General features: G+C 41.6%; 27 protein-coding genes. 6 read left to right on the forward strand and 21 right to left on the reverse strand.

All coding sequences use genetic code 11. The annotated features are described in order from the left end of the window. Window positions 1-134 precede the first annotated feature (134 nt). The 4 genes from C9J46_RS04025 to C9J46_RS04040 all read left to right on the forward strand — a co-directional run bounded on the left by C9J46_RS04025 (window position 135) and on the right by C9J46_RS04040 (window position 4,604). Entirely contained in the window at window positions 135-698 is a 564-nt protein-coding gene (locus C9J46_RS04025) for a sigma-70 family RNA polymerase sigma factor (protein ID WP_107205526.1), read from the forward strand. After that, window positions 691-1,407 (forward strand): DUF3379 family protein, encoded by a 717-nt coding sequence (locus C9J46_RS04030; protein ID WP_107259364.1) that lies wholly within the window; start codon window positions 691-693, stop codon window positions 1,405-1,407. Before C9J46_RS04025 ends, C9J46_RS04030 begins: the two co-directional genes overlap by 8 nt. Window positions 1,408-1,671: 264 nt before the next feature. Further along, window positions 1,672-2,907: an outer membrane protein transport protein gene (locus C9J46_RS04035; protein WP_107290580.1), complete on the forward strand. Its 1,236-nt coding sequence runs from the start codon at window positions 1,672-1,674 to the stop codon at window positions 2,905-2,907. 353 nt (window positions 2,908-3,260) lie between these two features. Next, window positions 3,261-4,604, forward strand: coding sequence for an outer membrane protein transport protein (locus tag C9J46_RS04040; protein ID WP_199190628.1), 1,344 nt, complete (start codon window positions 3,261-3,263; stop codon window positions 4,602-4,604). Between the two features lie 95 nt (window positions 4,605-4,699). Here the strand turns inward: C9J46_RS04040 and C9J46_RS04045 are convergent, their stop codons facing one another. The 10 genes from C9J46_RS04045 to ccmA all read right to left on the reverse strand — a co-directional run bounded on the left by C9J46_RS04045 (window position 4,700) and on the right by ccmA (window position 12,801). After that, window positions 4,700-5,500 (reverse strand): VacJ family lipoprotein, encoded by an 801-nt coding sequence (locus C9J46_RS04045; RefSeq protein WP_107290582.1) that lies wholly within the window; start codon window positions 5,498-5,500, stop codon window positions 4,700-4,702. Between the two features lie 68 nt (window positions 5,501-5,568). Further along, on the reverse strand, window positions 5,569-6,858 hold the full coding sequence (gene ccmI, locus C9J46_RS04050; RefSeq protein WP_107205521.1) for a c-type cytochrome biogenesis protein CcmI: 1,290 nt from the start codon (window positions 6,856-6,858) through the stop codon (window positions 5,569-5,571). Next, window positions 6,855-7,370 (reverse strand): cytochrome c-type biogenesis protein, encoded by a 516-nt coding sequence (locus C9J46_RS04055; RefSeq protein ID WP_107205520.1) that lies wholly within the window; start codon window positions 7,368-7,370, stop codon window positions 6,855-6,857. Before C9J46_RS04055 ends, ccmI begins: the two co-directional genes overlap by 4 nt. Then, on the reverse strand, window positions 7,370-7,924 hold the full coding sequence (locus C9J46_RS04060; RefSeq protein WP_107205519.1) for a DsbE family thiol:disulfide interchange protein: 555 nt from the start codon (window positions 7,922-7,924) through the stop codon (window positions 7,370-7,372). The genes C9J46_RS04055 and C9J46_RS04060 overlap by 1 nt, the downstream gene beginning before the upstream one ends. Beyond that, the gene (locus C9J46_RS04065) at window positions 7,917-9,899 is read right to left on the reverse strand and encodes a heme lyase CcmF/NrfE family subunit (RefSeq protein ID WP_107245615.1); all 1,983 of its coding nucleotides are present in this window, start codon (window positions 9,897-9,899) and stop codon (window positions 7,917-7,919) included. Before C9J46_RS04065 ends, C9J46_RS04060 begins: the two co-directional genes overlap by 8 nt. After that, on the reverse strand, window positions 9,896-10,381 hold the full coding sequence (gene ccmE, locus C9J46_RS04070) for a cytochrome c maturation protein CcmE (protein ID WP_107205517.1): 486 nt from the start codon (window positions 10,379-10,381) through the stop codon (window positions 9,896-9,898). The genes C9J46_RS04065 and ccmE overlap by 4 nt, the downstream gene beginning before the upstream one ends. Next, the gene (gene ccmD, locus C9J46_RS04075) at window positions 10,378-10,584 is read right to left on the reverse strand and encodes a heme exporter protein CcmD (RefSeq protein WP_045127283.1); all 207 of its coding nucleotides are present in this window, start codon (window positions 10,582-10,584) and stop codon (window positions 10,378-10,380) included. Before ccmD ends, ccmE begins: the two co-directional genes overlap by 4 nt. Window positions 10,585-10,591: 7 nt before the next feature. Beyond that, window positions 10,592-11,323: a heme ABC transporter permease gene (locus C9J46_RS04080; RefSeq protein WP_107245619.1), complete on the reverse strand. Its 732-nt coding sequence runs from the start codon at window positions 11,321-11,323 to the stop codon at window positions 10,592-10,594. Window positions 11,324-11,476: 153 nt separating this feature from the next. Further along, window positions 11,477-12,145, reverse strand: a complete 669-nt coding sequence (gene ccmB / locus C9J46_RS04085; protein ID WP_107245708.1) for a heme exporter protein CcmB — start codon at window positions 12,143-12,145, stop codon at window positions 11,477-11,479. Window positions 12,146-12,153: 8 nt separating this feature from the next. Further along, window positions 12,154-12,801: a cytochrome c biogenesis heme-transporting ATPase CcmA gene (gene ccmA / locus C9J46_RS04090; RefSeq protein ID WP_107245620.1), complete on the reverse strand. Its 648-nt coding sequence runs from the start codon at window positions 12,799-12,801 to the stop codon at window positions 12,154-12,156. Window positions 12,802-12,916: 115 nt separating this feature from the next. Here ccmA and C9J46_RS04095 point away from each other — a divergent pair, with 115 nt between their 5' ends. Both C9J46_RS04095 and C9J46_RS04100 read left to right on the forward strand, forming a co-directional pair. Further along, entirely contained in the window at window positions 12,917-13,777 is an 861-nt protein-coding gene (locus C9J46_RS04095; protein ID WP_107290583.1) for a hypothetical protein, read from the forward strand. 3 nt (window positions 13,778-13,780) lie between these two features. After that, entirely contained in the window at window positions 13,781-14,089 is a 309-nt protein-coding gene (locus C9J46_RS04100; protein ID WP_107259347.1) for an EscU/YscU/HrcU family type III secretion system export apparatus switch protein, read from the forward strand. A gap of 3 nt (window positions 14,090-14,092) precedes the next feature. Here the strand turns inward: C9J46_RS04100 and C9J46_RS04105 are convergent, their stop codons facing one another. The 11 genes from C9J46_RS04105 to flhF form a co-directional block, all read right to left on the reverse strand. After that, window positions 14,093-14,527: a DUF2802 domain-containing protein gene (locus C9J46_RS04105; RefSeq protein WP_107290584.1), complete on the reverse strand. Its 435-nt coding sequence runs from the start codon at window positions 14,525-14,527 to the stop codon at window positions 14,093-14,095. Then, a complete protein-coding gene (locus C9J46_RS04110) occupies window positions 14,527-15,021 on the reverse strand; it encodes a chemotaxis protein CheW (protein WP_005370336.1) in 495 nt (164 codons plus the stop codon). Before C9J46_RS04110 ends, C9J46_RS04105 begins: the two co-directional genes overlap by 1 nt. Window positions 15,022-15,045: 24 nt before the next feature. Further along, a complete protein-coding gene (locus C9J46_RS04115; RefSeq protein ID WP_107290585.1) occupies window positions 15,046-15,996 on the reverse strand; it encodes a chemotaxis protein CheW in 951 nt (316 codons plus the stop codon). Beyond that, the gene (locus tag C9J46_RS04120) at window positions 15,986-16,765 is read right to left on the reverse strand and encodes a ParA family protein (protein WP_107205510.1); all 780 of its coding nucleotides are present in this window, start codon (window positions 16,763-16,765) and stop codon (window positions 15,986-15,988) included. Before C9J46_RS04120 ends, C9J46_RS04115 begins: the two co-directional genes overlap by 11 nt. A gap of 10 nt (window positions 16,766-16,775) precedes the next feature. Further along, on the reverse strand, window positions 16,776-17,942 hold the full coding sequence (locus tag C9J46_RS04125) for a chemotaxis response regulator protein-glutamate methylesterase (protein ID WP_107205509.1): 1,167 nt from the start codon (window positions 17,940-17,942) through the stop codon (window positions 16,776-16,778). Window positions 17,943-18,018: 76 nt separating this feature from the next. Further along, a complete protein-coding gene (locus C9J46_RS04130) occupies window positions 18,019-20,247 on the reverse strand; it encodes a chemotaxis protein CheA (protein WP_107290586.1) in 2,229 nt (742 codons plus the stop codon). Between the two features lie 9 nt (window positions 20,248-20,256). Further along, window positions 20,257-20,976: a protein phosphatase CheZ gene (locus C9J46_RS04135; RefSeq protein ID WP_107205507.1), complete on the reverse strand. Its 720-nt coding sequence runs from the start codon at window positions 20,974-20,976 to the stop codon at window positions 20,257-20,259. Between the two features lie 48 nt (window positions 20,977-21,024). Continuing rightward, window positions 21,025-21,396, reverse strand: a complete 372-nt coding sequence (gene cheY / locus C9J46_RS04140; protein ID WP_199187030.1) for a chemotaxis response regulator CheY — start codon at window positions 21,394-21,396, stop codon at window positions 21,025-21,027. A gap of 64 nt (window positions 21,397-21,460) precedes the next feature. Then, complete coding sequence (locus tag C9J46_RS04145) at window positions 21,461-22,183, reverse strand: RNA polymerase sigma factor FliA (RefSeq protein ID WP_045082753.1); 723 nt, start codon at window positions 22,181-22,183, stop codon at window positions 21,461-21,463. After that, the gene (locus C9J46_RS04150; protein ID WP_005370324.1) at window positions 22,176-23,066 is read right to left on the reverse strand and encodes a MinD/ParA family protein; all 891 of its coding nucleotides are present in this window, start codon (window positions 23,064-23,066) and stop codon (window positions 22,176-22,178) included. Before C9J46_RS04150 ends, C9J46_RS04145 begins: the two co-directional genes overlap by 8 nt. Beyond that, a complete protein-coding gene (flhF, locus tag C9J46_RS04155; protein ID WP_107205505.1) occupies window positions 23,059-24,771 on the reverse strand; it encodes a flagellar biosynthesis protein FlhF in 1,713 nt (570 codons plus the stop codon). The genes C9J46_RS04150 and flhF overlap by 8 nt, the downstream gene beginning before the upstream one ends. Between the last annotated feature and the right edge of the window lie 5 nt (window positions 24,772-24,776).

The following is a 24,776-nucleotide window of genomic DNA, read 5'->3' on the forward strand; positions in this document are numbered from 1 at the left end:
CGCTGCTGGAATCAAATTTTGAACCAGATCAATTTTAGTGTGAATTATCAGCTTAATTATAAAAAAGAAAGGTAAACACCTTATAGCTTTCTTTATTCATAAGATTTTTCGTAAGGACAACGACGGATATTGCCATGTTCAAAAATTTTTTTGGTAAGAAAAAACACGATCCCTCGGTCTCTTTAGATATGGACAAACAAAGAAAATACGAGGCCCTTGTTAGGGCTTGGCATCGGGATCTCTACCGTTACGCATATTGGTTGTGCCACGACCAGCATATTGCTGAAGACTTGGTACAAGAAACATGCTTACGCGCATGGCGTTCCCTTGATAGCCTACAGGATGATAAAGCTGCTAAGGCATGGTTAATCACCATACTTAGGCGTGAAAACGCACGTCGGTTTGAAAGAAAACGATTTGATTTGGTTGATATTGATGACCATGCAATTGCTGATTCCACACCCAGTGTTGAAATGAATACTGAGCAACATATGCTTCAACGTTTAATCATGAATTTGGCACCGGAGTATAGAGAACCACTCATTTTACAGGTCATGGCTGGTTTTAATGGTGATGAAATTGCAGAGATCCTTGAACTTAACCGAAACACTGTGATGACTCGCTTATTTCGAGCCCGTAACCAATTAAAAGAGCAACTTGAAAATAAAGAGTCAAAAAGGGGGAATCAGAATGGATGAACTAGAATTTAGACGGAGATTATTAGCTGATCCACATGATAATGATCCCACTGTAACGGCATGTAAACATCAATCGATCGCAAATAAAAAGTTTTCCGATGAATTACAACAGCTTGATATCCAATTAGAGCAAGCGCTTAAAGTCGATGTACCCGATGATCTGGCGGATAAAATTTTATTTCAACAAGCTGGAGAAGAAACCAACAAGAAAGGCATTAATCGCTATTGGTCTTATGGCCTCGCCGCCTCTGTTGCTTTTGCTATTGGTCTCTTTGTTGGGCAAATGAATTTGCTACCAAGCCAACAGTTACCAATCAATAGCCTTGCCAATGTCGCACTTGAACATGTTTCTTATGAAGCAAAATTTGTCGATAACATCGATGAAAAAGCAACGTTGCAACAAGTGAATGCAAAGCTGCAACCTTTTGGTTCGGAAATGAAAGATTTACCAGGGCACATTTATTATGTGAACTATTGTGGCTTTGATGGCAAACGCTCATTACATATGGTGATGGATACACCTCAAGGTAAAGTCACGGTATTTGTTGTTCCAACCCCAAGCCATGCTATTTCTAACTCAACAGACAATAACAATGAAAGTTTAGTCGTACCGATCAGAGAAGCAAGTTTGATTATTGTTGGCGATAAGGGTCAAAACTTAATGCCAGTTGCGAGTAAAATCAAAAACGACCTTAGCTGGGAAATCTAATTTTCCTACTGATTTTTAGTCCTTCTTAATAACGGCAACACACGCTATGTTGCCGTTTTTCACATCTGATATTTGTCGTTAAAACAACCTAAAACATCGACATTTGATACCAAAATCACTATAAGTTTCGTTAAAAAGTATTTTTACTTAGACATAACACTGGTCAGATTTGATTAAGTCAGTACACCCCCTACAATCATCGAAAATTAGCCAACATAGGCTAATAAAAAACAATAATATATATAATTAGGAATTATTCTAAGCATGAATAAGAAGCAAATTTTTACACGCTCAGTGATTACTGCTGCTATCGCCTTAGCTTCATCACAATCTATGGCAGCGGGCTTTCAGCTGAATGCACAATCTGCAACCGGTCTTGGCCGTGCATTTTCAGGTGACGGTGTTATTGCTGACAACGCATCAACAATGGCAAAAAACGCTGCATCAATGACATTATTTGATGCACCTGCACTGTCTCTTGGTATTATCGCCATTGATACTGACGTTAAAGTAAAAGATGCAACATACAATGGTTATCAGATCCCTGATGATCAAATTGGTGGTACTAGTTATGCGCCAAACATCTACTACATTCAGCCTATCAACGATAAATTCGCTGTAGGTGCATCACTTTACTCAAACTTCGGTACTAAAACTGAGTTTAGTGATAACTACGCTGCAAATGTATTTGGTGGTTTAACTGATGTAAAAAGTGTGAACTTAGGTTTAAGTGCTGCTTACCGCATTAACCAGCAACTAAGCATTGGTGGTGGTTTAGACGTAATTTACGGCAGTGGTAAACTAAATCGCTATATACCTGCAGGAAAAATTCCAACACCTAATGGTACGATCAATACACCAAAAATTGATTTACTTGATGTTGATGCCGATGGTGTAGCACTTGGCTTTAACCTAGGTACTATCTACGAACTCGATCAAAACAACCGTTTTGGCTTATCTTACCGCTATAGCCCAACATTAGAAGCTAAAGGTGATATGCACTATGCGGGCAACGACCTTAGCGATCAGAAGCTAAAAATGCCATTACCAGATATGGCAGAATTTTCTGGTTTCAATAAGCTAAATGATAAATTTGCGGTTCACTACAGCATTCAATGGATCCGCTGGAGCGAGTTTGACGTTCTAGAAACAACTGGTGGCGTTAAATTAAATGATTACCAATGGCAAGATGGATGGCACTACTCTATCGGTGGTACTTACTACCTAAACGATCAGTGGACACTTCGTGCCGGTTACATGCATGACACTAGCGCACAGGATTCAAAAACGTCTATTTCTGTACCTGATTCAGATCGTAACTGGTTATCTGGCGGCTTTAGCTACCACCTAGACAGCAAGTCTACCATCGACTTTGGCTTAACTTACCTTATTGGTAAAGATGTTAAAGCAGATGAAACCAATCCGCTCGGTATGTCGGTTGACGCAACTACTCGTGCAAATGCATGGTTGTACGGTCTACAATACAGCCGTTCATTCTAATTTCAGCGTACACTTGAACGCTAAAATGATTAAAAGGAGCCATTTGGCTCCTTTTTTAATCTTTTCACTACCACTTCCACCTCACTTTCCTTTCATTAATTCACTCGACACGTTCAAAATTTGTATAAATAACAATCAGAACAATACAACAACTGGTACATGTGTACGCTGAAAACAGATCAGATCAGAACAGCACGAACAAAAAGTAACGGATATAAAACCAAAATAAACAAATTAAAGGAATATTACTTCAATAAGTGGAATTTATAGCGATAAATCGTCACGTTATTAATTGTTAAGGGTATTATTCGCGACTTAGTTTCAGCGAACAATTAGCGATTAATATTAAAATGATGAATAAAAATAAAATTACATTATCTTTAACGGCTGCATTAGCATTAGGCATGAGCTCTAACGCCCTAGCAGCAGGATTCCAATTGGCTGAATATTCAGCAACAGGTTTAGGCCGCGCATTTGCTGGTGAAGCAGCAATGGCTGACAATGCCAGCGCCCAATTCCGTAACCCTGCAATGCTGACATACCTTGAAGGTACGCAAATATCAGTAGGTGCAATTTACGTTGACCCAAACATTGATGTTAAAGGGAATCTACAACTTAATGATCAAACCATAGATCAAACTGAATCTCGTGATATCGCTAATAGTGCCGTTATTCCCAATTTTTATATTTCTCGTCAATTGAACGATAAAGCAACATTAGGCCTAGCATTTGGTACAAACTTTGGTATGCGTACCGAACTTGGCACCCAGTTCACTGCCTCTCTTTTCGGTAATCAAGCGGAAGTACACACCGTTGAAATCAACCCTAATCTTGGTTACAAAATTAATGACCAATTTAGTGTTGGTGCCGGTGTGCGTTATATTATGGCAAAAGGCCACTTCGGCGCAGCACTGCCAAGCGTACTACCAGCCACTGTTTCTGGAATGTTGTCACCACAACAGAAATATATTTATGATCAAGGCTTAGCGGGTAAAAATCTTAAATATATGGAAGGAGAAGATAATGCATGGGGTTGGCAAGCAGGTGCTGCATGGCAAATTAACCCAGCAAACCGTATTGGCGTAAGCTATCGCTCAGCTGTTGACCTAAACCTTAGCGGTCACGCTAGCGGCCTTGCATACAACAACCAAACTTTACCCGGTTCATTACCGCTTGAGCTTCCAGCATCTGCAGAGATTGCAACCTTCCACCAGTTAACCGATCAATGGGCTATTCATACCAGCATCAACTGGACAGATTGGAGCAGCTTTGAAAAATTAGAAGCGAATATTCCGGCTCTTGGTTCACACAGTAACGATCTAATTAAAGAAGAAAACTGGAAAGACAACTACCGTTTTGCTATTGGTACCACTTACCAAGCAACAGAAAAGTTAGCACTTCGCTCTGGTATTGCCTATGACATGGCTGCAGTTGATGAAGCCCACCGAACTCAAACGATCCCTGAAACTGATCGTACTTGGTTAAGTCTTGGTGCGGGTTACCAGTGGTCTAAGAATTTAACATTAGATGCAGGCCTGACCTACGTTTATGCGAAGAAAGCGCACCTAAACGAAACAGATAAGAGTATTAATGGCCTAGCTAGCGGCCTACTTCAACAACCAACTAAACTCTCTTTCGCTGGTACAACATCTGGTGATGTATGGTTAGCGGGTGTACAAGCAAGCTACCGTTTCTAAGTAAAATAAAATTTATTTAGAAAAACAAGCTCGCTACAAACTATACCACATATAAAAAGACCTCCTTATTGGAGGTCTTTTTTAGTTAAGTAATATTACTGATCATCAATTTCATCAAGATAACTATCATCAAAACTATCTGCTTGTTGCTCTTGGTCAACTTTACCGTCACTGGCGATAAAGTCTTTATATTGAATATATGCATCACGAGTAAATACATATGGATCGGGTGATTTTTCTAGCATCGCTTCTTGTTGTGCTAATGCAGCACGATCTTCCATCCCCTGAAAAAGCCATTTACCTAGCCCTTCCCAAATATTTAATAAGCTGAACATTGGGTAGAGTTCATCAGCCGCATCACCAAAACCTCGGAACGTCACTGGGCCATAAACTGGTAACATCAAATAAGGACCATTTGGTACACCATAATAACCTAACGTGTCACCAAATCGTCGATCCGCAGGTTTATTTATGTCAGCCGCAGATGCGATATCGATTAAACCACCCAATCCAAAAATTGTATTAATCCAAAAACGGTTAAAATGGGTGACCGCAGCTTTGCCATTTAACGACAGTAGGCTATTAACCATACTTGCAGGCTCATCTAAATTTGATAAAAAATTCATGATGCCTTTACGAACAGGGGTTGGCGTGTAATTAACATATGCCATTGAAACTGGACGGGCTACGTACGGGTCTAAATAGTTAAAATTAAAATCCCACATAGCACGGTTAAACCCCTCAAACGGGTCATAAACGCCATTACTATCACTGTCAGCATCAATATGATCAGTAATATTGTTAGAGGTAATTTGTTTTGACGGTTCATCTGGTGTTTGCGCACAACCGACTAGCCCCAGAGAAAGCCAAATTATTAGTAAGAAAATTCTATTCAAAACATATATCCAATAGAAAGCAGGCTGGACAATAATATCCAGCCTGCTCTATTTGTTCCAGTATTGAATTAATATTGTTTATTAATTAATACTTTTGTATCACCACCAAGCATCACTTTCTGGCTTTCACCATACCAATCACCTTGTTTCGTCATGACGTTACCATCACTATCAATACGAGCACGGACAATCATTTCAGATAATGACGATAGCTTGCGCTGCGGCATCATGCTGTCTTTATCCGTTAACGTAATGGTTAATGGGAAAGACGTTGTCAGTGGTAGCTTTACAGCTGCAATTGGCATTGGTGCGCCATCAGCGCTATGAACAGAGACAATAATATCGCCCTGCTTTGGCATCACGACGTTTGGCGCTAATGAAATTGTCGCCACTATCTGCTGTTTTGCTTGTTCAGCACTGACTTTTGGCGCAGTTTCTGCCGCAGCTGCAGCAGAACCATTGACTAATGCTTTCGCTTTGTCATCAGCATTTAAACGTGCTTGTGCGCGTTCAATACTTCGATCAAGCATCGGTGCACGCGAATCATCCGGTCCGATAAGCTTTTTCATCATCGTCCAATAAGCGATCGCTTGTTCAAACTTGTTTTGCTCAAACGCATCGAAAGCGAGTAGCGATAATGCTTGCACGTTAGTATGATCTTTCTTAATGACATTGCGTAATAAGTTACGTGCCATGTCACTTGCGCCCGGCTTACCACTTAGCATTAATGACTGTGCATAACCTAACTGAATATCCTCATCAACAGGGTTTAAGTCATAAGCTTTTTTCATTGCCATTTCAGCGGTTTCACCATCACGGTTTGCCATTGCGATACGACCTAACAATAACCATCCCATAGGATCATCACCGTCATCGTGCAATTTAGTACGTAATGCTAAAGTCAAATCAGACATATCTTGATCAGACAGCGGCTCATTAGCGGCATTATCACCCAGTAAGCGTTGAGAAAGTTGAGGCAGACGGTTTACCGCATCATGCCACGCTTCTACTTTCTGAATACCGCCCACAGAGGCGTACATGCCATAGCTCACACCAACAATTAAGATAATGCCAGGTAGCAACATCCCAGCACTAACATGAGTAGATTTCTTCTCTTTACTTTCAGGTATATCATCTAACAATGACTGTTGAAGCTCAGAAACTAATTCTTGGCGATTCTCAACCAAGCCTTCTTCTGATTCGTGCTCCAGTTCATGAATACGATCTTTAAAGAATGCTTTGTTTAATTCATCTCGGCTTGCTACATCATCGTATTCTTTACCATACAACATAGGTACAGCAAAAAATGCTATTGCAATAAGCACTAAGACAGCAGTTATAATCCAAAACAGCGTCATTTGTTTACCTTTGATTGAGTATCAACACTTTTAGCATCTTGCTGTTCCATCTCTGCAAGCAGTGCTTTTAATCGTTTAGCTTCTTCCTCATCTAATTGAGCCTGCTCAACTTTTTCACCGTTTTTACGCGTACGATAAACCAGAACAGTAAAGCCAATAACGATAAACAGAATAGGACCAACCCATAAAATTGCAGTCGAAGCTGTCATCGGTGGATTGTACGTAACAAAGTTACCGTAACGCGCAATCATGTAATCAATAATTTGCTGACTGGTTTTGCCTTCTTGAAGAAGCTCAAATGTTTTCTGTCGCATATCTTGCGCTAAGGTTGCATTTGAATCAGCAATATTATTGTTCTGACACTTAGGGCAACGTAATGTTGCCGTTAGCTCTTGAAACTGCTTTTCTTGTTCCGCATTTTTAAAGTCATAGACATCAATCGATGCAAATGCTGGTAACGCCGCGGTTAGCGCAATCGTTGCAGCTATAACAAGGGCAAATAAACGTTTCATTAACCTTTTGCCTCCGCTTTTAGCTTGTTGTACAACGGCTCAAGCGTTTTTTTCCAATTTTCAGGATTAACGTCACCCACATGGCGATAACGAATAATGCCGTTAGCATCAATAATGAATGTTTCAGGTGCGCCATACACACCTAAATCCATACCTAACATACCGTTACCATCATAAAGTGTATGCAAATAAGGATTACCCAATTCAGTTAACCAACCAATCGCTTTCTCACGTTGATCTTTGTAGTTCAGACCAATGATCTTAACGCCTTGTTTCGCTAACGTATTTAAGTATTGGTGTTCTGCATAACATGTCGGACACCATGTCGCCCACACGTTAAGCAATAATGGTTCACCTTTGAAAATCGTTTGTTGATACTCTTTTCCTGGTTGGAATAGATCTTCTAATTTAAAGGTCGGTACAGGTTTACCTACCAATACCGATTCTAATTTTGTTGGATCATCACCATCAGCATTGCGGGTTAACTGCACCATAAACATAATAACCAGTGCAATAAACAAGACTAACGGAATAAAGAGGAACTTCTTATTCATGGGTTAATTTTTCCTCTGACGATTTATTACTCAGTTTTGCAGGAGTGCGGAATCGGTAACGTTTATCGCTGATCGCCAATGCACCACCTAACGCCATTAAAAATGCACCCGCCCACATCCAGTTCACGAATGGTTTGTAGTAAATACGAACAGCCCATGCACCATCACCAAGCTTCTCACCCATAGCAACATATAAGTCACGAGTAATCCCGCTATCAATTGCCGCTTCTGTCATCATAGAGCCAGCCACACTGTAAAAACGTTTTTCAGCATGTAGTGTTGTTACATTAATACCACGACGGCTAATATTGAAATCAGCTATATATCCATCATAGTTAGGACCATCTGCATCACGTAATCCAGCAAAGTGGAAATCATAGCCTTTCACATTAACAGATTGACCCGGCGCTAAACGTAAATCACGTTCGATATCGTAGTTAGAAACTAGCGTGATACCAATGATAGATATCGCTAAACCAATATGGCCTAACACCATCGCCCAATGGCTACGACCTAATTTACCTAAGCCATCAACAAAAGTATGACGGTGTGTCGCACGCTCGAATAACTCAAAACCATGCATCACAATGATCCACACCGCCATCATCATCCCTAACACCGCAAGCGGTTCAACCACACTTGCCGTAAAGTAAATAACAAGGTATGAAAATGGAATCGTGATCAGTGCTGAGATAATCATTGGCTTGCGAACATGTTTGAAATTATCGCGTTTCCAACGAACAAGAGGACCAACACCCATAATAAAAGCAAACGGGATCATCAACCATGTAAATAGCATGTTGAAGAAAGGTACACCGATAGAAACAGAACCTAAACCAATTTGCTTATGTACCAATGGTAATAATGTACCAATAAGTACAACTACTAAGCCTGCAACAAGTAAAATGTTGTTTGCTAGTAACAGGTTTTCACGTGAGAACAAGCTGTAGTTACCACGAGAACGAATTTGACCACCACGTAATGCATACAGCAGTAAAGAACCACCGATAACAACCACAAGGAAACCAAGAATGAACATACCGCGAGCCGGATCTGACGCAAATGCATGCACAGAAACCAATACGCCAGAACGCACTAAGAACGTACCTAATAAACTTAATGAGAAGGCAGAGATCGCAAGCAGTACAGTCCATGCTTTAAATGTGCCACGCTTTTCTGTTACTGATAGCGAGTGCATTAACGCCGTACCTGCAAGCCATGGCATAAATGATGCGTTTTCTACTGGATCCCAGAACCACCAGCCACCCCAGCCAAGTTCGTAGTAAGCCCACCATGACCCTAGTGCGATACCTACCGTTAGGAATGACCATGCCGCGATTGTCCATGGACGAGACCAACGTGCCCAAGCGGTATCTAAACGACCAGTCATCAAGGATGCAATGGCAAAAGAGAACGCAACAGAGAAGCCAACGTAGCCCATGTAAAGCATTGGCGGGTGAATAATTAGACCCGGATCTTGCAATAATGGGTTTAGATCACGACCTTCGACAGGGAATACCGGTAGCGTACGTAAAAATGGGTTAGAAGTAATGATAATAAACAGTAAGAAACCCACTGCAATCATCCCCATTACCGATAAGACACGAGAAACAGATTCAAGTGGCATATCACGGCTAAAACGCGCCACAGCAGCAGCCCAACCGGCTTGGATAAGTACCCAAAGCAGCAATGAACCTTCGTGCGCGCCCCATACCGCTGTAATACGGTAATACCACGGTAATAAACTTGTCGAGTTACTGGCTACATACGCAACAGTAAAATCATTGTTATAGAATGACCAACATAAAATAACAAAAGATAACGATATAAAAGCAAAAATACCGTATGCCAATGGTCGTGCCATACGCATCATTGCTTGGTTACCGACTGCAGCACCATATAGCGGATAAATACTGGCCAGTACCGATAAGGCGAGGGCAGTAATAAGGGCAAAATGGCCTATTTCAGGGATCATTGAGCACTACCTTGTAGTTGTTCTTCAGTATATTGAAGTTTTGAGTGATTTTTCTTCATCGCATCAGCGACTTCAGGCGGCATGTAATTTTCATCATGCTTAGCCAGTACTTCGTGTGCTTTTATTGTTGTTGGGCCAACGAGTACACCTTGCGCGACAATACCCTGCCCTTCACGGAAGAGATCAGGCAAAATACCATCATAAGTGACAGTTACTGAAGGGCCGACATCAGCAACTTTAAAACTCACTTCTAAAGATTGAGGATCACGCTTCACAGAGCCTTTCACCACCATGCCACCAATACGTAAACGTTGACCAACTTCTGGTTTGGTGCCATCAGGCTTACCATTAACCAGTTCTGTTGGTGTGTAGAATAGATCCATATTTTGATTTAACGCATAAAGCACTAAACCAATGGTAGCACCAAGGCCTAAAACGAGCGCTAACACTAAGGCGAGACGCTTCTTACGTCTTGGGGTCATAGCGTATTCTCCATCTTTTTCGCATCTTTAATGCGTTGTTCACGTGCGATTTTATTTTTAATGTCACCTAATACGCGACGATGGGTGGCCATACTAGAAAAGAGGATCCATAGCATCGCCAAAAATGAGATGCCAAACGCACTCCATACATAAGCAGCATAACCACCCATGGCAAAAAAGTCGCTCATAGAATCAAAATGCATACCAACCTCACTTCACTAGCTCACGCACCCAAGGGCGGTGACTTTCGCGGATAAGAATTTCATTACGTAGACGGATCATAGTCACCGCACCGAAGAAAAAAGCAAAACCCACAATACCAATCAGCAACGGCCATAACATATCTGTTGACATAGAAGGCTTGGCAAATTTAGTAATGGTTGCACCTTGGTGAAGGGTATTCCACCACTCGACAGAGAAGTGAATAATAGGAATATTGATCACACCAACAATCGCTAAAATACCCGCCGCTTTGGCTGCTGTCTTTTGATCATCAAAAGCATTATACAATGCAATAACACCAAGATATAAAAATAGAAGAATGAGTTCAGATGTTAAACGCGCATCCCACACCCACCATGTGCCCCACATTGGCTTACCCCAAATAGCACCAGTGATCAATGCAATAAAGGTAAACACTGCACCAACCGGCGCCATCGCAGCAGCGGCCATATCCGATAATCGAATCTGCCACACTAAACCAATGAATGCGGCAATAGCCATTGATACATAAGCACCCATCGACCAGATTGCAGCGGGAACATGCAAGTAAATAATTCTAAAGCTGTCACCCTGTTGATAATCCGCTGGCGCAAACATTAAGCCCCAAATAGAACTGACAACAATGGCAATTAAGCTAATCATGGAAAACCAAGGCAGTAACTTACCGCACAAGCGATAGGTATTCTCGGCTTTAGCGTAGGGATGTAACCACTTCCACATAATGCTCTCTACTCGTTATATAGTTATAAATACGTCATTAAAACCAAGTTCAGTCACAAAATAATAGGATTTTGTGTCATCCCTTAACCTTATAAATCTCTACCGGTTGGATAAATAAACAAAATGGAAGACATCATCGCTCCCATTCTTGATTTAATTCACACTGATCCTTAGCGATGCCGCAACCGCAAACGGTGCTAACGTTAAAGAGGCCACCAACATTGCCGCCATTAATGCTAATTGCCCGTTATATGCCATCCCTAGGCCTGCAGCTTCTATTGCAGAGGTTGCGAATATAAGCACAGGTATATATAACGGTAATATGAGCAAGCTCAATAAAACGCCACCTTTTCGTAATCCAACCGTTAAAGCGACACCAATTGCCCCTAAAAAGCTTAATGTTGGCGTACCTACTAGCAATGTGAGTACAACGGCTACCCATGTATCCCAATTTAAGGATAATAAAATCGCTAATAAGGGACTAATTAATATCAGCGGTAGACCTGTCAACAACCAATGCGCAAGCATTTTAGCAAAGGCAGATACCGCTAATGGTGTCGGCATTAATAACATTTGCTCCAGCGAGCCATCGGCATAATCATCACGAAAGAGGCGTTCCATTGATAATAACGCTGCTAACAATGCCGCCACCCAAATGATCCCAGGAGCAATACGTGCAAGCAATTTAGGCTCAGGACCAATACTTAATGGAAATAAGGTGATCACAATAATAAAGAACCACAATGGGTTCATCACATCTGCACGTCGACGAAAAGCAATTAACAATTCACGACGAATAATTTGAATAATAGAATTAAACACCGTGCTCACTACCCTAACTTAATTTTTCGTAAATGATTACTATCCGTAAACATATCTTGGTGCGTGGTTAATAACACCATGCCACCACGTTCAACATGAGATAAAAACAAGTTTTCAAGCACCTTGACACCTTGCTTATCAATCGCAGTTAATGGCTCATCAAGCACCCATAATTTATGATTACTTAACCATAGACGCGCTAATGCAACACGGCGTTGCTGACCTGCAGATAGTTGCCCTGCTGGTACATCTTCACGCCCCGCTAACCCAACATGCGCCAATGCTTGCCATAATGCGTCCTCACCCATAACTTGTGGTGAACCCTTGAGATCTGAGCCTTGATTGCATTTATGCATGGCTTGAAAAAAAGCCAAGTTCTCAAAGGCGGTAAGTTCACGCTTTACGCCAGTTTGATGACCAAGAAACAACAGCTCTTGATGGTAATCTTCTCGTGCAACCTGAATATCTTCTTGATTCCAAAGAACGTGCCCACTATCCGCGCGGCCTAACCCAGCAATAATACGTAACAGTGTGGTTTTACCCGCACCATTATGGCCTTCAATTTGCACTAACTCGCCACTTGATATAGTGAAACTGAGTTCGTCAAACAATAAACGTTCATCACGAACGCAGCTTAAGTCTGCTACTGACAACATATAAATGATGTATCCTAGGTGTCACAAATCAGTCCGCATGATACCACAATGGCTAATAATTTAGCTAAACTACGGACATATTCATCGTTAACTAACGTAAGTAAATGTGAAATATATGCGCATCAATTTAACGCCATCTCACCCCCCTAGCGCAGCAAACACTGCTCAAATTGAAAAACCTTTATCGGATAATCGAAAGAGCCAGGCGCCATTATTTACTCGCTCAGGAGAAAAAGAGCAAAACCTCATTTCTCAATTACCGCAATTATTGTTATCCATAAACAGCTTGCAACGTTTAGTTACACTTTTATCTAACCCGTTAAACTCTGGTACAGCTAAATTAGCCACATCGCCCTCTAACAACCTAAATACTATTTTCCAGCAGCTCTTTGCACCACAAAATCAAACCAGCTTAATCGCTTGGTTACAACAAGGTGGAGAACGAAAACCTTTAGCTCAGTTATTACAGCAACTATCTCAACCACAAAGCCAGTTAAACCAATGGTTAAAAACGTTAAGCCCTGAGCAACAGCAAGATATTCCCGCTCTATTAAGGCTTGCCGCTGAGCAACGAGGACCAGAAACACAACGTACACAAGATACCAGTAGCATTTATCTGCAATGGCCGATGAATAACAACCAATCTATTGATATTAAAATAAAAAATGAAAATGAGGATTCAAACTCAAACGCCGACAAGAGTATCAATTCCTGTTGGACGGTCAAATTGGCATTACCTATTGGTGCAATTGATATACTTAATGTTACAGCCCAATGGAAAAACAGCACATTAACAACGGTATTTGAAACCGTTAATCCATTGTTACTACATAAAATAGAGCAGGTCTCGCCGCTACTTTTTTCTCGTATGGCACAGTTAGGTATTAACTGTGAATCCCCTAAATTTCTGCAAGCTCAAGATAAAGAGTCTAATGACCCTCTAGCCTCTTCTAATGGCTTATTGATTAAGGTCTAAGTGATGACTACAGATAATAAAACAACCTCGCATGCAGTTGCACTTAAATATGATGGTGACAAGTCTCCTTATATTACAGCCAAAGGCCACCAGCAATTAGCTGAACATATTATTGAACAAGTGAAACTGCAAGGTGGCTTAATACATCAAGATCCCGTTCTGGCACAATATCTAAATAGCTTTGATGTCGGTGATGAAATCCCACAAGAGTTATACTTGATTATTGCCGAACTGATTGCCTTTTCATGGTACTTAAACGGAAAAACCCCTCCGGGATGGGAGGGGCTTGAAGATATTGATATATCAGTATAACGATTAACGTCGACGGTGTTTTTGCATCGTCTGCTGTAAGCGAAGCAGAAGTTCAGCTTCAGCTTTAGGTAAATCACACTCATTCATCAATTCATGTACATCTGCGCCCAACTCGACCATTTTACTGGCGCGACTATATAAACGTCCTTCAGGATCGTTCATCATGATCTCTGTTTGACGATCTTCAACCACTTCTAACTGATGTGACATATCCGCCAGTTTGTGGCTCATACCCATTGTTCCTGCACGCAACTCATTGAACTCTTTATTCAAGCGTTCATTTTGTAAACGGGCATTTTTCAATACAGTTTCAATAGCGGCAAATTTTGTTTCTAAACTCCGTCGCGCTTTACGCTCGCGAAGCAATAACACAGTAAAGATTAAAACCGCCAATACACTAATAACAGTAGGTATCCACTGGAGCAGAACAGTATTCATTACAAGTACGCCATCTCATCCCACTCTTCATCAGATAGCAGCTTATTAAGATCAACTAAGATAAGTAATTGTCCTTCGCGGTTACTTACACCTTGAATAAACTTCGCACTCTCTTCGGTACCCACACTTGGCGTGCTATCAATTTCAGAACTACGCAGATAAACCACTTCAGCAACACTATCGACAAGAATACCAATCACTTGTTTTTCTGCTTCAATGATAACAATACGTGTATTGTCAGAAATCTCACCGGGAGCTAAGCCAAAACGAGAGCGAGTATCGATAACAGTAACGACATTGCCGCGAAGATTAATAATACCAAGCACATAATCAGGCGCACCTGGTACTGGCGCGATTTCTGAATAGCGCAAAACCTCACGGACTTGCATAACATTTATACCGTAAGTTTCATCTTCTAGCTGAAATGTCACCCATTGCAGAACCTGATCATTCGCTCCGTCTTTTTGGATCTCAGCGATATTTACCTGTGACATGCTATTCCCTCTTAAGGTCCTGTATTACTCAATACTATTTACATCCAATCCATTATTTAGCATTGCGATCAACGCATCAACATGGATAAGTGCACACATTTTATCTTTTACCATACCCGCAAGCCAAGGGCGTTTTCCTGCCTTCTCTCGCCAGCGAATATCATTGCCATTCAGCATTTTGGTGCCATGCAGTTTATCGCTAGCTAGCCCCCATTGGCTATCGCCAAGCATCACAATATATCGATAATTATCACGATACTCATCACCAATTAGCTTCTCTGGCATCACCCACCTTGCGGTATCAACCACATCTAATTTTTGATCGCGTGTTGACTGTAGGCCCAAATACCAATTGGGGCGCCCAAGTAAACGGTTAAGCTCGCCAAGTTGATGAATCCCCCCCAATTGCGTGAGCGCAACAGCAAATGTCACACCATTAACTTCAAAAAATAGCGCTTGAAACGCTTGTTCCATCCCATGATGTGTCCACTGCTCTGGCGGAATTAACCCTGCATCTTCAGCAATTTCAGCGGTTTTGATAACCTCAGTTTCAACGGTATCTTCCGCTATATTTTCAGTACTCGCACACCTAGGTTCAGTTTCTTTAATAGAAGTTAGTTGCTCTGGTATGACGTATTCTGTTTCTGAAAAAATTTGTTGTGGATTTGCAGTTTGTATAACATTTTCTTGAATATCATCAACATAATTTTCATCAACTTGACTCAATAGTCGTGCTATATCTTGTCGATTTGACGGCTCTGCATAATCAACAGCAACATAAGGCTGTGGCTTTAATACATTTAACTTAGGTTGAAGTAACGTAGACGCGACTTCAACATTTTCAATACTTGGTTTATCGACATCTAAAATGGGATCTTTAATCTCCGCAGGTACAGCAACTTCATTTGATTCTTCTAATAAATCAAAAAAATAATCATCTAGGGCTTGATCACTTGAAAGTGGCTTACTTTGCATGATTGTCTAACCGTTCTACATATTTTAATAACGTTTTGTAAGCAAACACACCACGACAGTTTCGGGCATATAATGATGGTGGCATATGTTTAATACTGGCATCACGGAACTTTGTATCAATAGGTACCGCAGACGCCCAAACTTGTTCAGGGAAACGAGCCTTGAGTTCTTGCAACGTTTGGAGTGATGCGCGTGTTCGTTTATCGTACATAGTTGGAACAATCGTGACATTAAAACCAGACGGCTTAGAACGCTGCATAATTTGTAACGTCCTCATCATTCTTTCCAAGCCTTTCATGGCTAAAAACTCGGTTTGTACTGGTATAAGAATGCGATCGCTCGCCGCCAATGCATTGACCATCATCACCCCCAAAATCGGTGGGCAATCTATCAGTACGTAATCATAGTCATCAACTAAACTATGCAGCGCTTTTTTTAACACTAACCCCATACCACTGCGATTTCCCATTACACGATCAAGTGTTGCCAGTGACATATGGGCAGGAATAATATCAATATTATTAAATGCTGTTTTAAGAATAAGTGGTTTTACACTGACTTTATTCACTACGGGTAATTGAAACAAATCAAATAAACTCGCGGGTACTTGCTCTGAATCAAAGTTTAAATACGTTGTTAACGATGCGTGTGGGTCGGTATCAACTAATAAAACACGTTTATTTTGCTCACTCAGCAATCCGGCTAATGTAATTGTGGTTGTGGTTTTCCCCACCCCACCTTTTTGATTAGCAATACTCCAAACAATCACCCCTTGATCCTCACTGTAAACCTAGTTCTATTAACATACATTCAGCAATACGATCTAAAGGTAAGTCGTGGCTTGATATACCCGCTTTAGCAACGGCTTGAGGCATACCGTATACCACACAACTGTCTTCATCCTGCGCCCAAATAGTTGAACCACTATTTTTTAGCATTCTTGCGCCATCTCGACCATCAGCGCCCATACCGGTTAATACCATTGATAGGACTTTGTCTTGATAGACTTTAGCCGCAGAACCAAATGTTACATCAACACATGGTTTATAATTCATGCGCTCACCGCTATCAATAATACGTAACCTTGATGCGCCAGGTCGACCATCAAGCATCATTTGTTTACCGCCTGGAGCAAGATACGCCATACCCGCTTTCAACATATCCCCATTTTCCGCTTCTTTCACTCCAATTTTGCACAGCTGATCTAATCGTGCAGCAAAAGCGGCGGTAAATGTCGCAGGCATGTGCTGAATAAGCACTATCGGATAGGGAAAATTAGCAGGTAGCTGAGTCAATATTTTTTGTAATGCGACAGGGCCACCAGTCGATGTGCCAATTGCAACAATCTGGTATTTTTTTCCTGACGCTTTAAAACGTAATGCGGGTTTGACAACAGATGCACGCGCAGCTCTTGAAGATGAAACAGATGAAGGTTCAGCCTGCAAGCGTGACGTTAGCGTTGGTTTCGTCGTCGATGTATGAGTGCTTGTTAATGGCGAAGAAGGAAGAGATGTTGAACGCGTCGTCGCACTTCGGCGCATAAAAATACGTTTACGTGCAAGCTCTGCAACACGTTTTTGAAGCAGTTCAACGGCTTCATCACGATTACGCGCAATATCTTCAAATTTCTTTGGCAAGAAATCTAATGCACCAGCATCAAGGGCATCAAGCGTCGCCTTGGCACCATCATGAGTTAACGAAGAAAACATTAAGATCGGAGTTGGTGACACTTTCATGATCTCGCGAACGGCTGTAATACCATCCATTACGGGCATTTCGATGTCCATTGTGATCACGTCAGGTTGCAGTTTTTGGGTTAACTCTACCGCTTCTTTGCCATTAACGGCATTGCCAACAACTTCCAACCGACTATCAGCATTAATTATTTCACTTACTCTTCGACGGAAAAAACTTGAGTCATCAACTACTAATACTTTAACTGCCATGTTACTTTCATCCCGTTGAAACGCTTAAACAAAGGGGGTCATCGCCCCCCTCTTTTATTATTATTTGTCGTGCTAATTAATGACCAGCGTAGTGTTTTAATAAGCTTGGCACATCAAGAATTAATGCAATATGACCATCACTGGTAATGGTTGCACCAGCCATACCTGGCGTACCTTGAAGTAAGCTATCTAGTGGTTTTATCACGACTTCTTCTTGACCAATTAAGGTATCAACCACAAAACCAATTCGCTGATGGCCAATTTGAACAATAACGACATGACCATGGCCACGATCTTTATTCGTACCGCCAGTCATATTTGACAACCAATCTTGTAGATAAAACAGGGGTATCGCTTTATCACGAACAATAATTGTTAACTGACCATCAACAGTATTGGTTTTATTCAAATCAAGGTGGAATATTTCATTCACACTCGCTAATGGCAATGCAAATGGTTGCTCACCAACACCTACCATTAATGTCGGTAAAATAGCCAACGTTAACGGTACTTTAATGTCAATTCGAGTGCCTTTACCTAGCACTGAATCAATATGAATTGAACCATTAAGCTGATTAATCCCTGTTTTTACAACATCCATTCCTACACCACGACCAGAAATATCAGAGATTTCTTTTTTGGTCGAGAAGCCAGGGGCAAAAATGAGATTATACGCTTCATTGTCAGTGATACGAGAAGCGGCATCTGCATCCATCACACCGCGTTCAACAGCAATGCTGCGGAGCTTTTCTGCATCCATACCGCCACCATCATCTTCGATGGTAAGTAGAATATGATCGCCTTCTTGTGATGCTGATAATAAGACAGTTCCCGTACGAGGCTTACCTACCTGCTCACGAACATCCGGCATTTCAATACCATGATCTACAGAATTTCGTACTAAGTGAACCAGAGGATCAGCAAGAGCTTCCACTAAGTTTTTATCTAAATCTGTTTCCTCACCGCGCATTTCCAGTACGATTTCTTTCTTTAAGCTACGCGCTAAATCACGTACAACACGAGGAAAACGACCAAATACTTTCTTGATTGGTTGCATGCGAGTTTTCATCACAGCGCCTTGAAGATCTGCCGTTACAACATCAAGATTTGAGACCGCTTTCGACATTTCTTCATCATTGGTGTTTAAACCAAGACTAACTAAACGATTTCGTACTAAAACCAACTCACCAACCATATTCATAATGGTATCAAGGGTTGAAGTATCAACACGCACTGTCGCATCCGCTTGTGGTTTTGACTTCTCTTTGACCGCAACGGGTTTCGCTGAGCGCTCTACTGGCGGTTGATGTGCCGCAGAAGCAGGTGGAGTGACCATTGCTGTTGATTGAGTCGAACTAACAGCAGCTTCAACTTCGGTTAAATCATTCGCTGTAGATTGTGCAGCAGACGCTTGTTCTTCTAAAGATGGGCTTTTACCTGCACCATGTAATTCATCAAGCAGACGTTCAAATTCATCATCTGTCATCAAGTCATCACTATCACCGGCACCAGTATCTTCTGGCACGGTAGATGATAGGGTTACTGACGATGATGGTGTTGTAACACTTGCCGCAGGCGTATCACTATTTCCCGGCCCTTTGCCAGAACCGTGCAGTTCGTCTAACAAACGTTCGAATTCATCATCAGTAATATCACCGCTATCAAAATTTAATTGTGCTTCTACATTATTTTGCGCAGTTGGCTCTGGTGCCGTTGGCTTGGATGGGCTTTGTCCAGTACCATGAAGTTCATCAAGTAAACGATCAAACTCATCTTGAGTCATGTCATCAACACTGTCACCAGTGGTAACATTCTCACTACTTGACGTACTCGCGGGTTCTGGTGCTACCTCTGCAATAACATCAACCGATGGCGCTTCAACAGGCTTAGAAATAGGAGCGAGTTCATCTGCTGTTGCAGGCTGGCTGTAATAATGTAAGGCATCTAATAAACGTTGATCAGCACGATCAAGAGGCTGATGTTCTTTCACTTGTTCAAACATCACATTAATACAGTCAAGCGCTTCTAAAATCACATCCATCAACTCAGATGTTACGCTACGCTTGCCTGTTCGCAGCAAGTCAAAAACGTTTTCTGCACCGTGACAAGCATCAACCAGTTCGGTTAAAGAAAGAAATCCTGCGCCACCTTTTACCGTATGAAAACCACGGAAAATAGCATTCAATAACTCAGAATCATCGGGGCTTCGTTCAAGCTCTACCAATTGTTCAGAAAGCAATTCAAGAATTTCGCCTGCTTCTATTAAAAAGTCCTGCAGGATATCTTCGTCTAAATCAAAGCTCATAAATTTCCCCTAAAATCCAAGACTCGAAAGTAAATCATCAACATCATCTTGTGATTCAACAACATCATTACGTTGCTCTGGATTGATGATTGGCCCTTCAGGCTTTAAGGCGTCTTTTTTATCATCAATCACAGTATTCGCGTCTTGTTCCATGCCAAAAGCTTTAAGAATTTCAACTAACCTATCTTCAACTTCATGAACTAACTCAATGACACGTCGAATGATTTGTCCAGTGAGATCTTGGTAGTCCTGAGCCATAAGGATATCGGTAAGGTGGGTACGCAGTGTGCTGCTATCACCTTCAATTTGAACAAGCAATAAATCAATATCGTGACACAATGTTTTAAATTCAGTAAGACCAATCTTACCTGCCATTAAACGCTGCCACTGAGGATGCACTTGCAATAACGTGTTATGCAGTTTATCCGCAATAGGTAGCGTGCTTTCAACTGCGTCCATCGTTTTATTTGCGGCTTGCTCCGTTTTATCGATAACATAAAGCAATCGTTCACGAGCATCAGGAATATCAGTTTTCGCTAAATCATTAACCCGAGGGTCAAGGCGAAAATTAATTAAAGAATCATGCAACTGGCGAGTAATTTTCCCCACCTCTGCAAACATTGGTTCATGGCTATCGGCAACTAATGTTTGTACAAGCGAATTGGCTTCAGCTTGTTGTCCATTTTCTAGCAAGCTGACAAGCTGTTTTGCCTGTTCAAGTGAAATCATGCTTCTTTATCGTCCTTATGCACTACTGATGGTTATTGTTAGTAATCGTTACTGCAAACGTTCGAAAATTTTATCCAATTTTTCTTTCAACGTTGCTGCGGTAAATGGTTTAACGATATAACCATTAACACCTGCTTGTGCCGCTTCAATGATCTGCTCACGCTTTGCTTCAGCAGTGATCATCAATACTGGCAAGTGCTTCAATTGTTCATCAGAACGAATATGACGAAGTAAATCAATACCTTGCATTCCTGGCATATTCCAATCCGTTACAACGAAGTCGAAATCACCCTTTTTAAGCATTGGTAAAGCGGTTAATCCATCATCTGCTTCTAAGGTGTTGTTAAAACCCAAATCACGAAGCAGGTTTTTAACAATACGGCGCATTGTTGAGAAGTCATCAACAATGAGAATTTTCATGTTTTTATTCAAGTTTGCCTCCACTGAGAGCCAGTGTTCTTCTAGTTCTAAAAATAAATAATTATTAAGCAGTCCATGCTGTTAATTTTGCACGTAATCGCTGCATTGCTTGGCTGTGTATCTGACAAATTCGTGATTCACTAACACCGATTACCGCACCAATTTCTTTTAAATTAAGCTCTTCGTCGTAATAAAGTGATAACACTAACGCCTCTCGTTCTGGGAGGGTTTTTATCGCTTCAGCCAATGACGCACGAAAGTTATCATCAACAACACCTTGAAAGGGTGTGTTTTCACCGATACTTTCTTCATTAGCGACGGTATCTTCTGCCACTCCAAGATCACTAATACCGACTAAGCGTCCACAATTAACATCATTTAGTGCTTGATGGTACTGTTCTAACGGCATATCGAGATATTGCGCAATTTCTTGGTCATTAGGATCGCGTCCTAATTCATTTTCAAGGTGAGATATTGCTTCACTTATCTTTCGGCTATTTTTATATACTGAACGGGGGACCCAATCACCACGACGAATATCATCAAGCATTGCCCCACGAATACGAATTCCAGCAAACGTTTCAAAGCTTGCCCCTTTCGTAGGATCATAATTTTGTTGCGCTTCAAGTAAACCTATCATGCCTGCTTGAATTAAATCTTCCACTAAGACACTCGGCGGTAAACGAACCATTAAGTGATGAGCAATGCGTTTAACTAACGATGAGTATCGTTCGATAAATGCTTGTGGACTCTGCTGATATTGACCATAAGCCATCGCTTTATTCACTGTATGGCACCTCCATGGCCTGAGAACGTTTGATCAATAAACGCTCAACAAAAAACTCAAGATGTCCACCTGGATTATGCGGAATAGGCCAAGTCATTGCTTTGGTTGATAATGAATTCAACGCCAATGCAGCAGGGCTACGAGGGAAAGCTTCGACCACTATCTTCTGACGTTTAACGGCTTGGCGGACATTATCATCAAGCGGAATACATGCCACGAGCTCTAAATTAGCATCTAAGAATCGTTCCGTAACACGCGTCAATTTGGTAAACAGATCGCGTCCTTCACGATAACTACGCACCATATTGGCAACAATTTTAAAGCGTTGAACATCATATTCACGACTTAAGATTTTAATCAATGCATAAGCATCTGTAATTGATGTTGGTTCATCACAGACAACAACCAGCACATCTTGCGCAGCGCGAGCAAAACTAAGCACCATGTCTGAAATACCTGCAGCGGTATCTACCAGTAGAAAATCAAGATCGTCTTGTAAATTACCAAAAGCACGAATTAACCCAGCATGCTGCGCTGGTGTTAACTCTGCCATATTTTGAGTACCCGAGGCAGCAGGAATAATTTTTAACCCGTATGGGCCTTCAATAATGATATCTTCCAGCTCACAGATACCCGCTAAAACGTGAGATAAGTTACGCCCTGCACGAAGTCCTAGCATCACATCAACGTTCGCAAGGCCTAGATCAGCATCCAATACCATGACCCGCTTACCTTGACGTGCCATCGACATCGCCATATTTAGCGTAACATTGGTTTTACCGACACCACCTTTACCACCGGTTACAGTAATCACTTTGGTTGAGGTTAACTGAGTCATTCGACGTAAACCGCTTGCTTGATCGTACATTCTGCTCTCAATCATAATAATCTGCCGCCTTATTATCTGAACTATCACTAGACCAGAAATGTGATTGCTGGCTTATCTCTATCTCCAATAATTCATTAGCACGTGACACTAGGTAGTTCCCCGATGCTATTTTGATATCTTCTGGTACACGCTGGCCATCCGCTAAATAAGCGATAGGTAATGCATTTTGAATCGCCACGCAGATGATCTCTCCTAAACTTAATGACTCATCAAGCTTTGTTAATACGCAACCAGAAAGTGGAATACGACGAAAATGTTCAATCGTTTCCTGCAGAACTCGACGCTGTGATGTCGCTGGCATCACTAAGTAGCTTCGAATATGCGCTCCGCTGTTTTTCATTAAAGTGTCTAGCTGTTCAGATAACCGAATATCACGCTGCCCCATCCCTGCGGTATCAAGCAATACCAATCGGCGATGTCGCAACTGATGTAAGATATCGGCAAGTTCTTCAGCATCTTTAGCAACTCTTACCGGACAGCCCATAATTCGACCATAAGTCGCTAATTGCTCATGAGCACCAATACGATATGTATCTGTCGTCACTAGAGCAATTTGATCTGGACCAAACTCCATTGCCGCGCGAGCAGCTAACTTGGCAATTGTCGTGGTTTTACCTACACCTGTTGGGCCTAATAAAGCCACCACACCGCCCGTATCTAAAATACAATCGTCGGTAGTAATAATTTGATCCGATAACAAATCAAGTAAAGCCGGCCATGCTTCATTGGGTTGAATATCTTCAGGGATATAACACGCTAATTGATCGGCTAATTGCTCTGATAATCCCATTTTTTCAAGACGTTTGATCATCATGGCGCGCATTGGTTCGCGGCGTTCAACTTCTTGCCACATTAAGCCAGATAGCTGATGTTCTAATAAGCGACGTATCGAGATCATTTCAGATCGCACTTGATCCAGTTCATCTTTACTCGGTTGTGCTTTGGACTCGTAACGAGAAGGATCTAATCGTGGCTTTTGCGGTGACTGTTCACGTCCATTCATACCATGATCATGCTGAGGGCTATCAAATAACCCGCGACCAACAGATAAATCACGTTCATATTGCTTTGATGATGGACGACGGTAATCGCCGATATCTAAATCATGCTTATTGGTTTCAGGCTGACGACGCTGAAATAGTGGTGATGTTGATGATGAACGGTTATCACGTGATGAAGGAGTATCTGCATAATGTTGGTCAGAATAACGAGAGTAACCACTAGCCTTTTGTTGCGATGCGCGTTCATTTTGCGGACTGTATGCTGGCTTGTGGTCATGTCGAAATGCATTCGCTTCTGAATATAAGCTGTGACTATCCCCTTGCTCGCGCAATTTAGATTGGCGATCAAGTAATGCACTAAGTGAATCAACCTCGTTAGGTTGCTCATTTTGCTCTTGGGTTGAGGCATAGTTTTGTAATACGCTAGCAAATTTCTGCGCCGTGGATTGGTTCAACTGCACCTTGTCATCAGCAAGTTTACGTCTTGCTTGATTTAACCCTTGAGTAACTTCGTCACGAGAGCGAGGCTGAGTATTTGGAGCTGCTGGAGGCGTTGTATCGACATCCACCGCTGCCACAATCTCAACACCACCAGAAACTTTCTTATTCGACATAATGACGGCATCAGGCCCAAGCTCTTCTTTGACTTCGCTAAGTGCCGTTCTCATATCCTTGGCAAAAAATCGTTTAATTTTCAAAATAT

This window comes from Photobacterium sp. GB-36 (assembly GCF_003026135.1).
In the GTDB taxonomy this organism is placed as follows: domain Bacteria; phylum Pseudomonadota; class Gammaproteobacteria; order Enterobacterales; family Vibrionaceae; genus Photobacterium.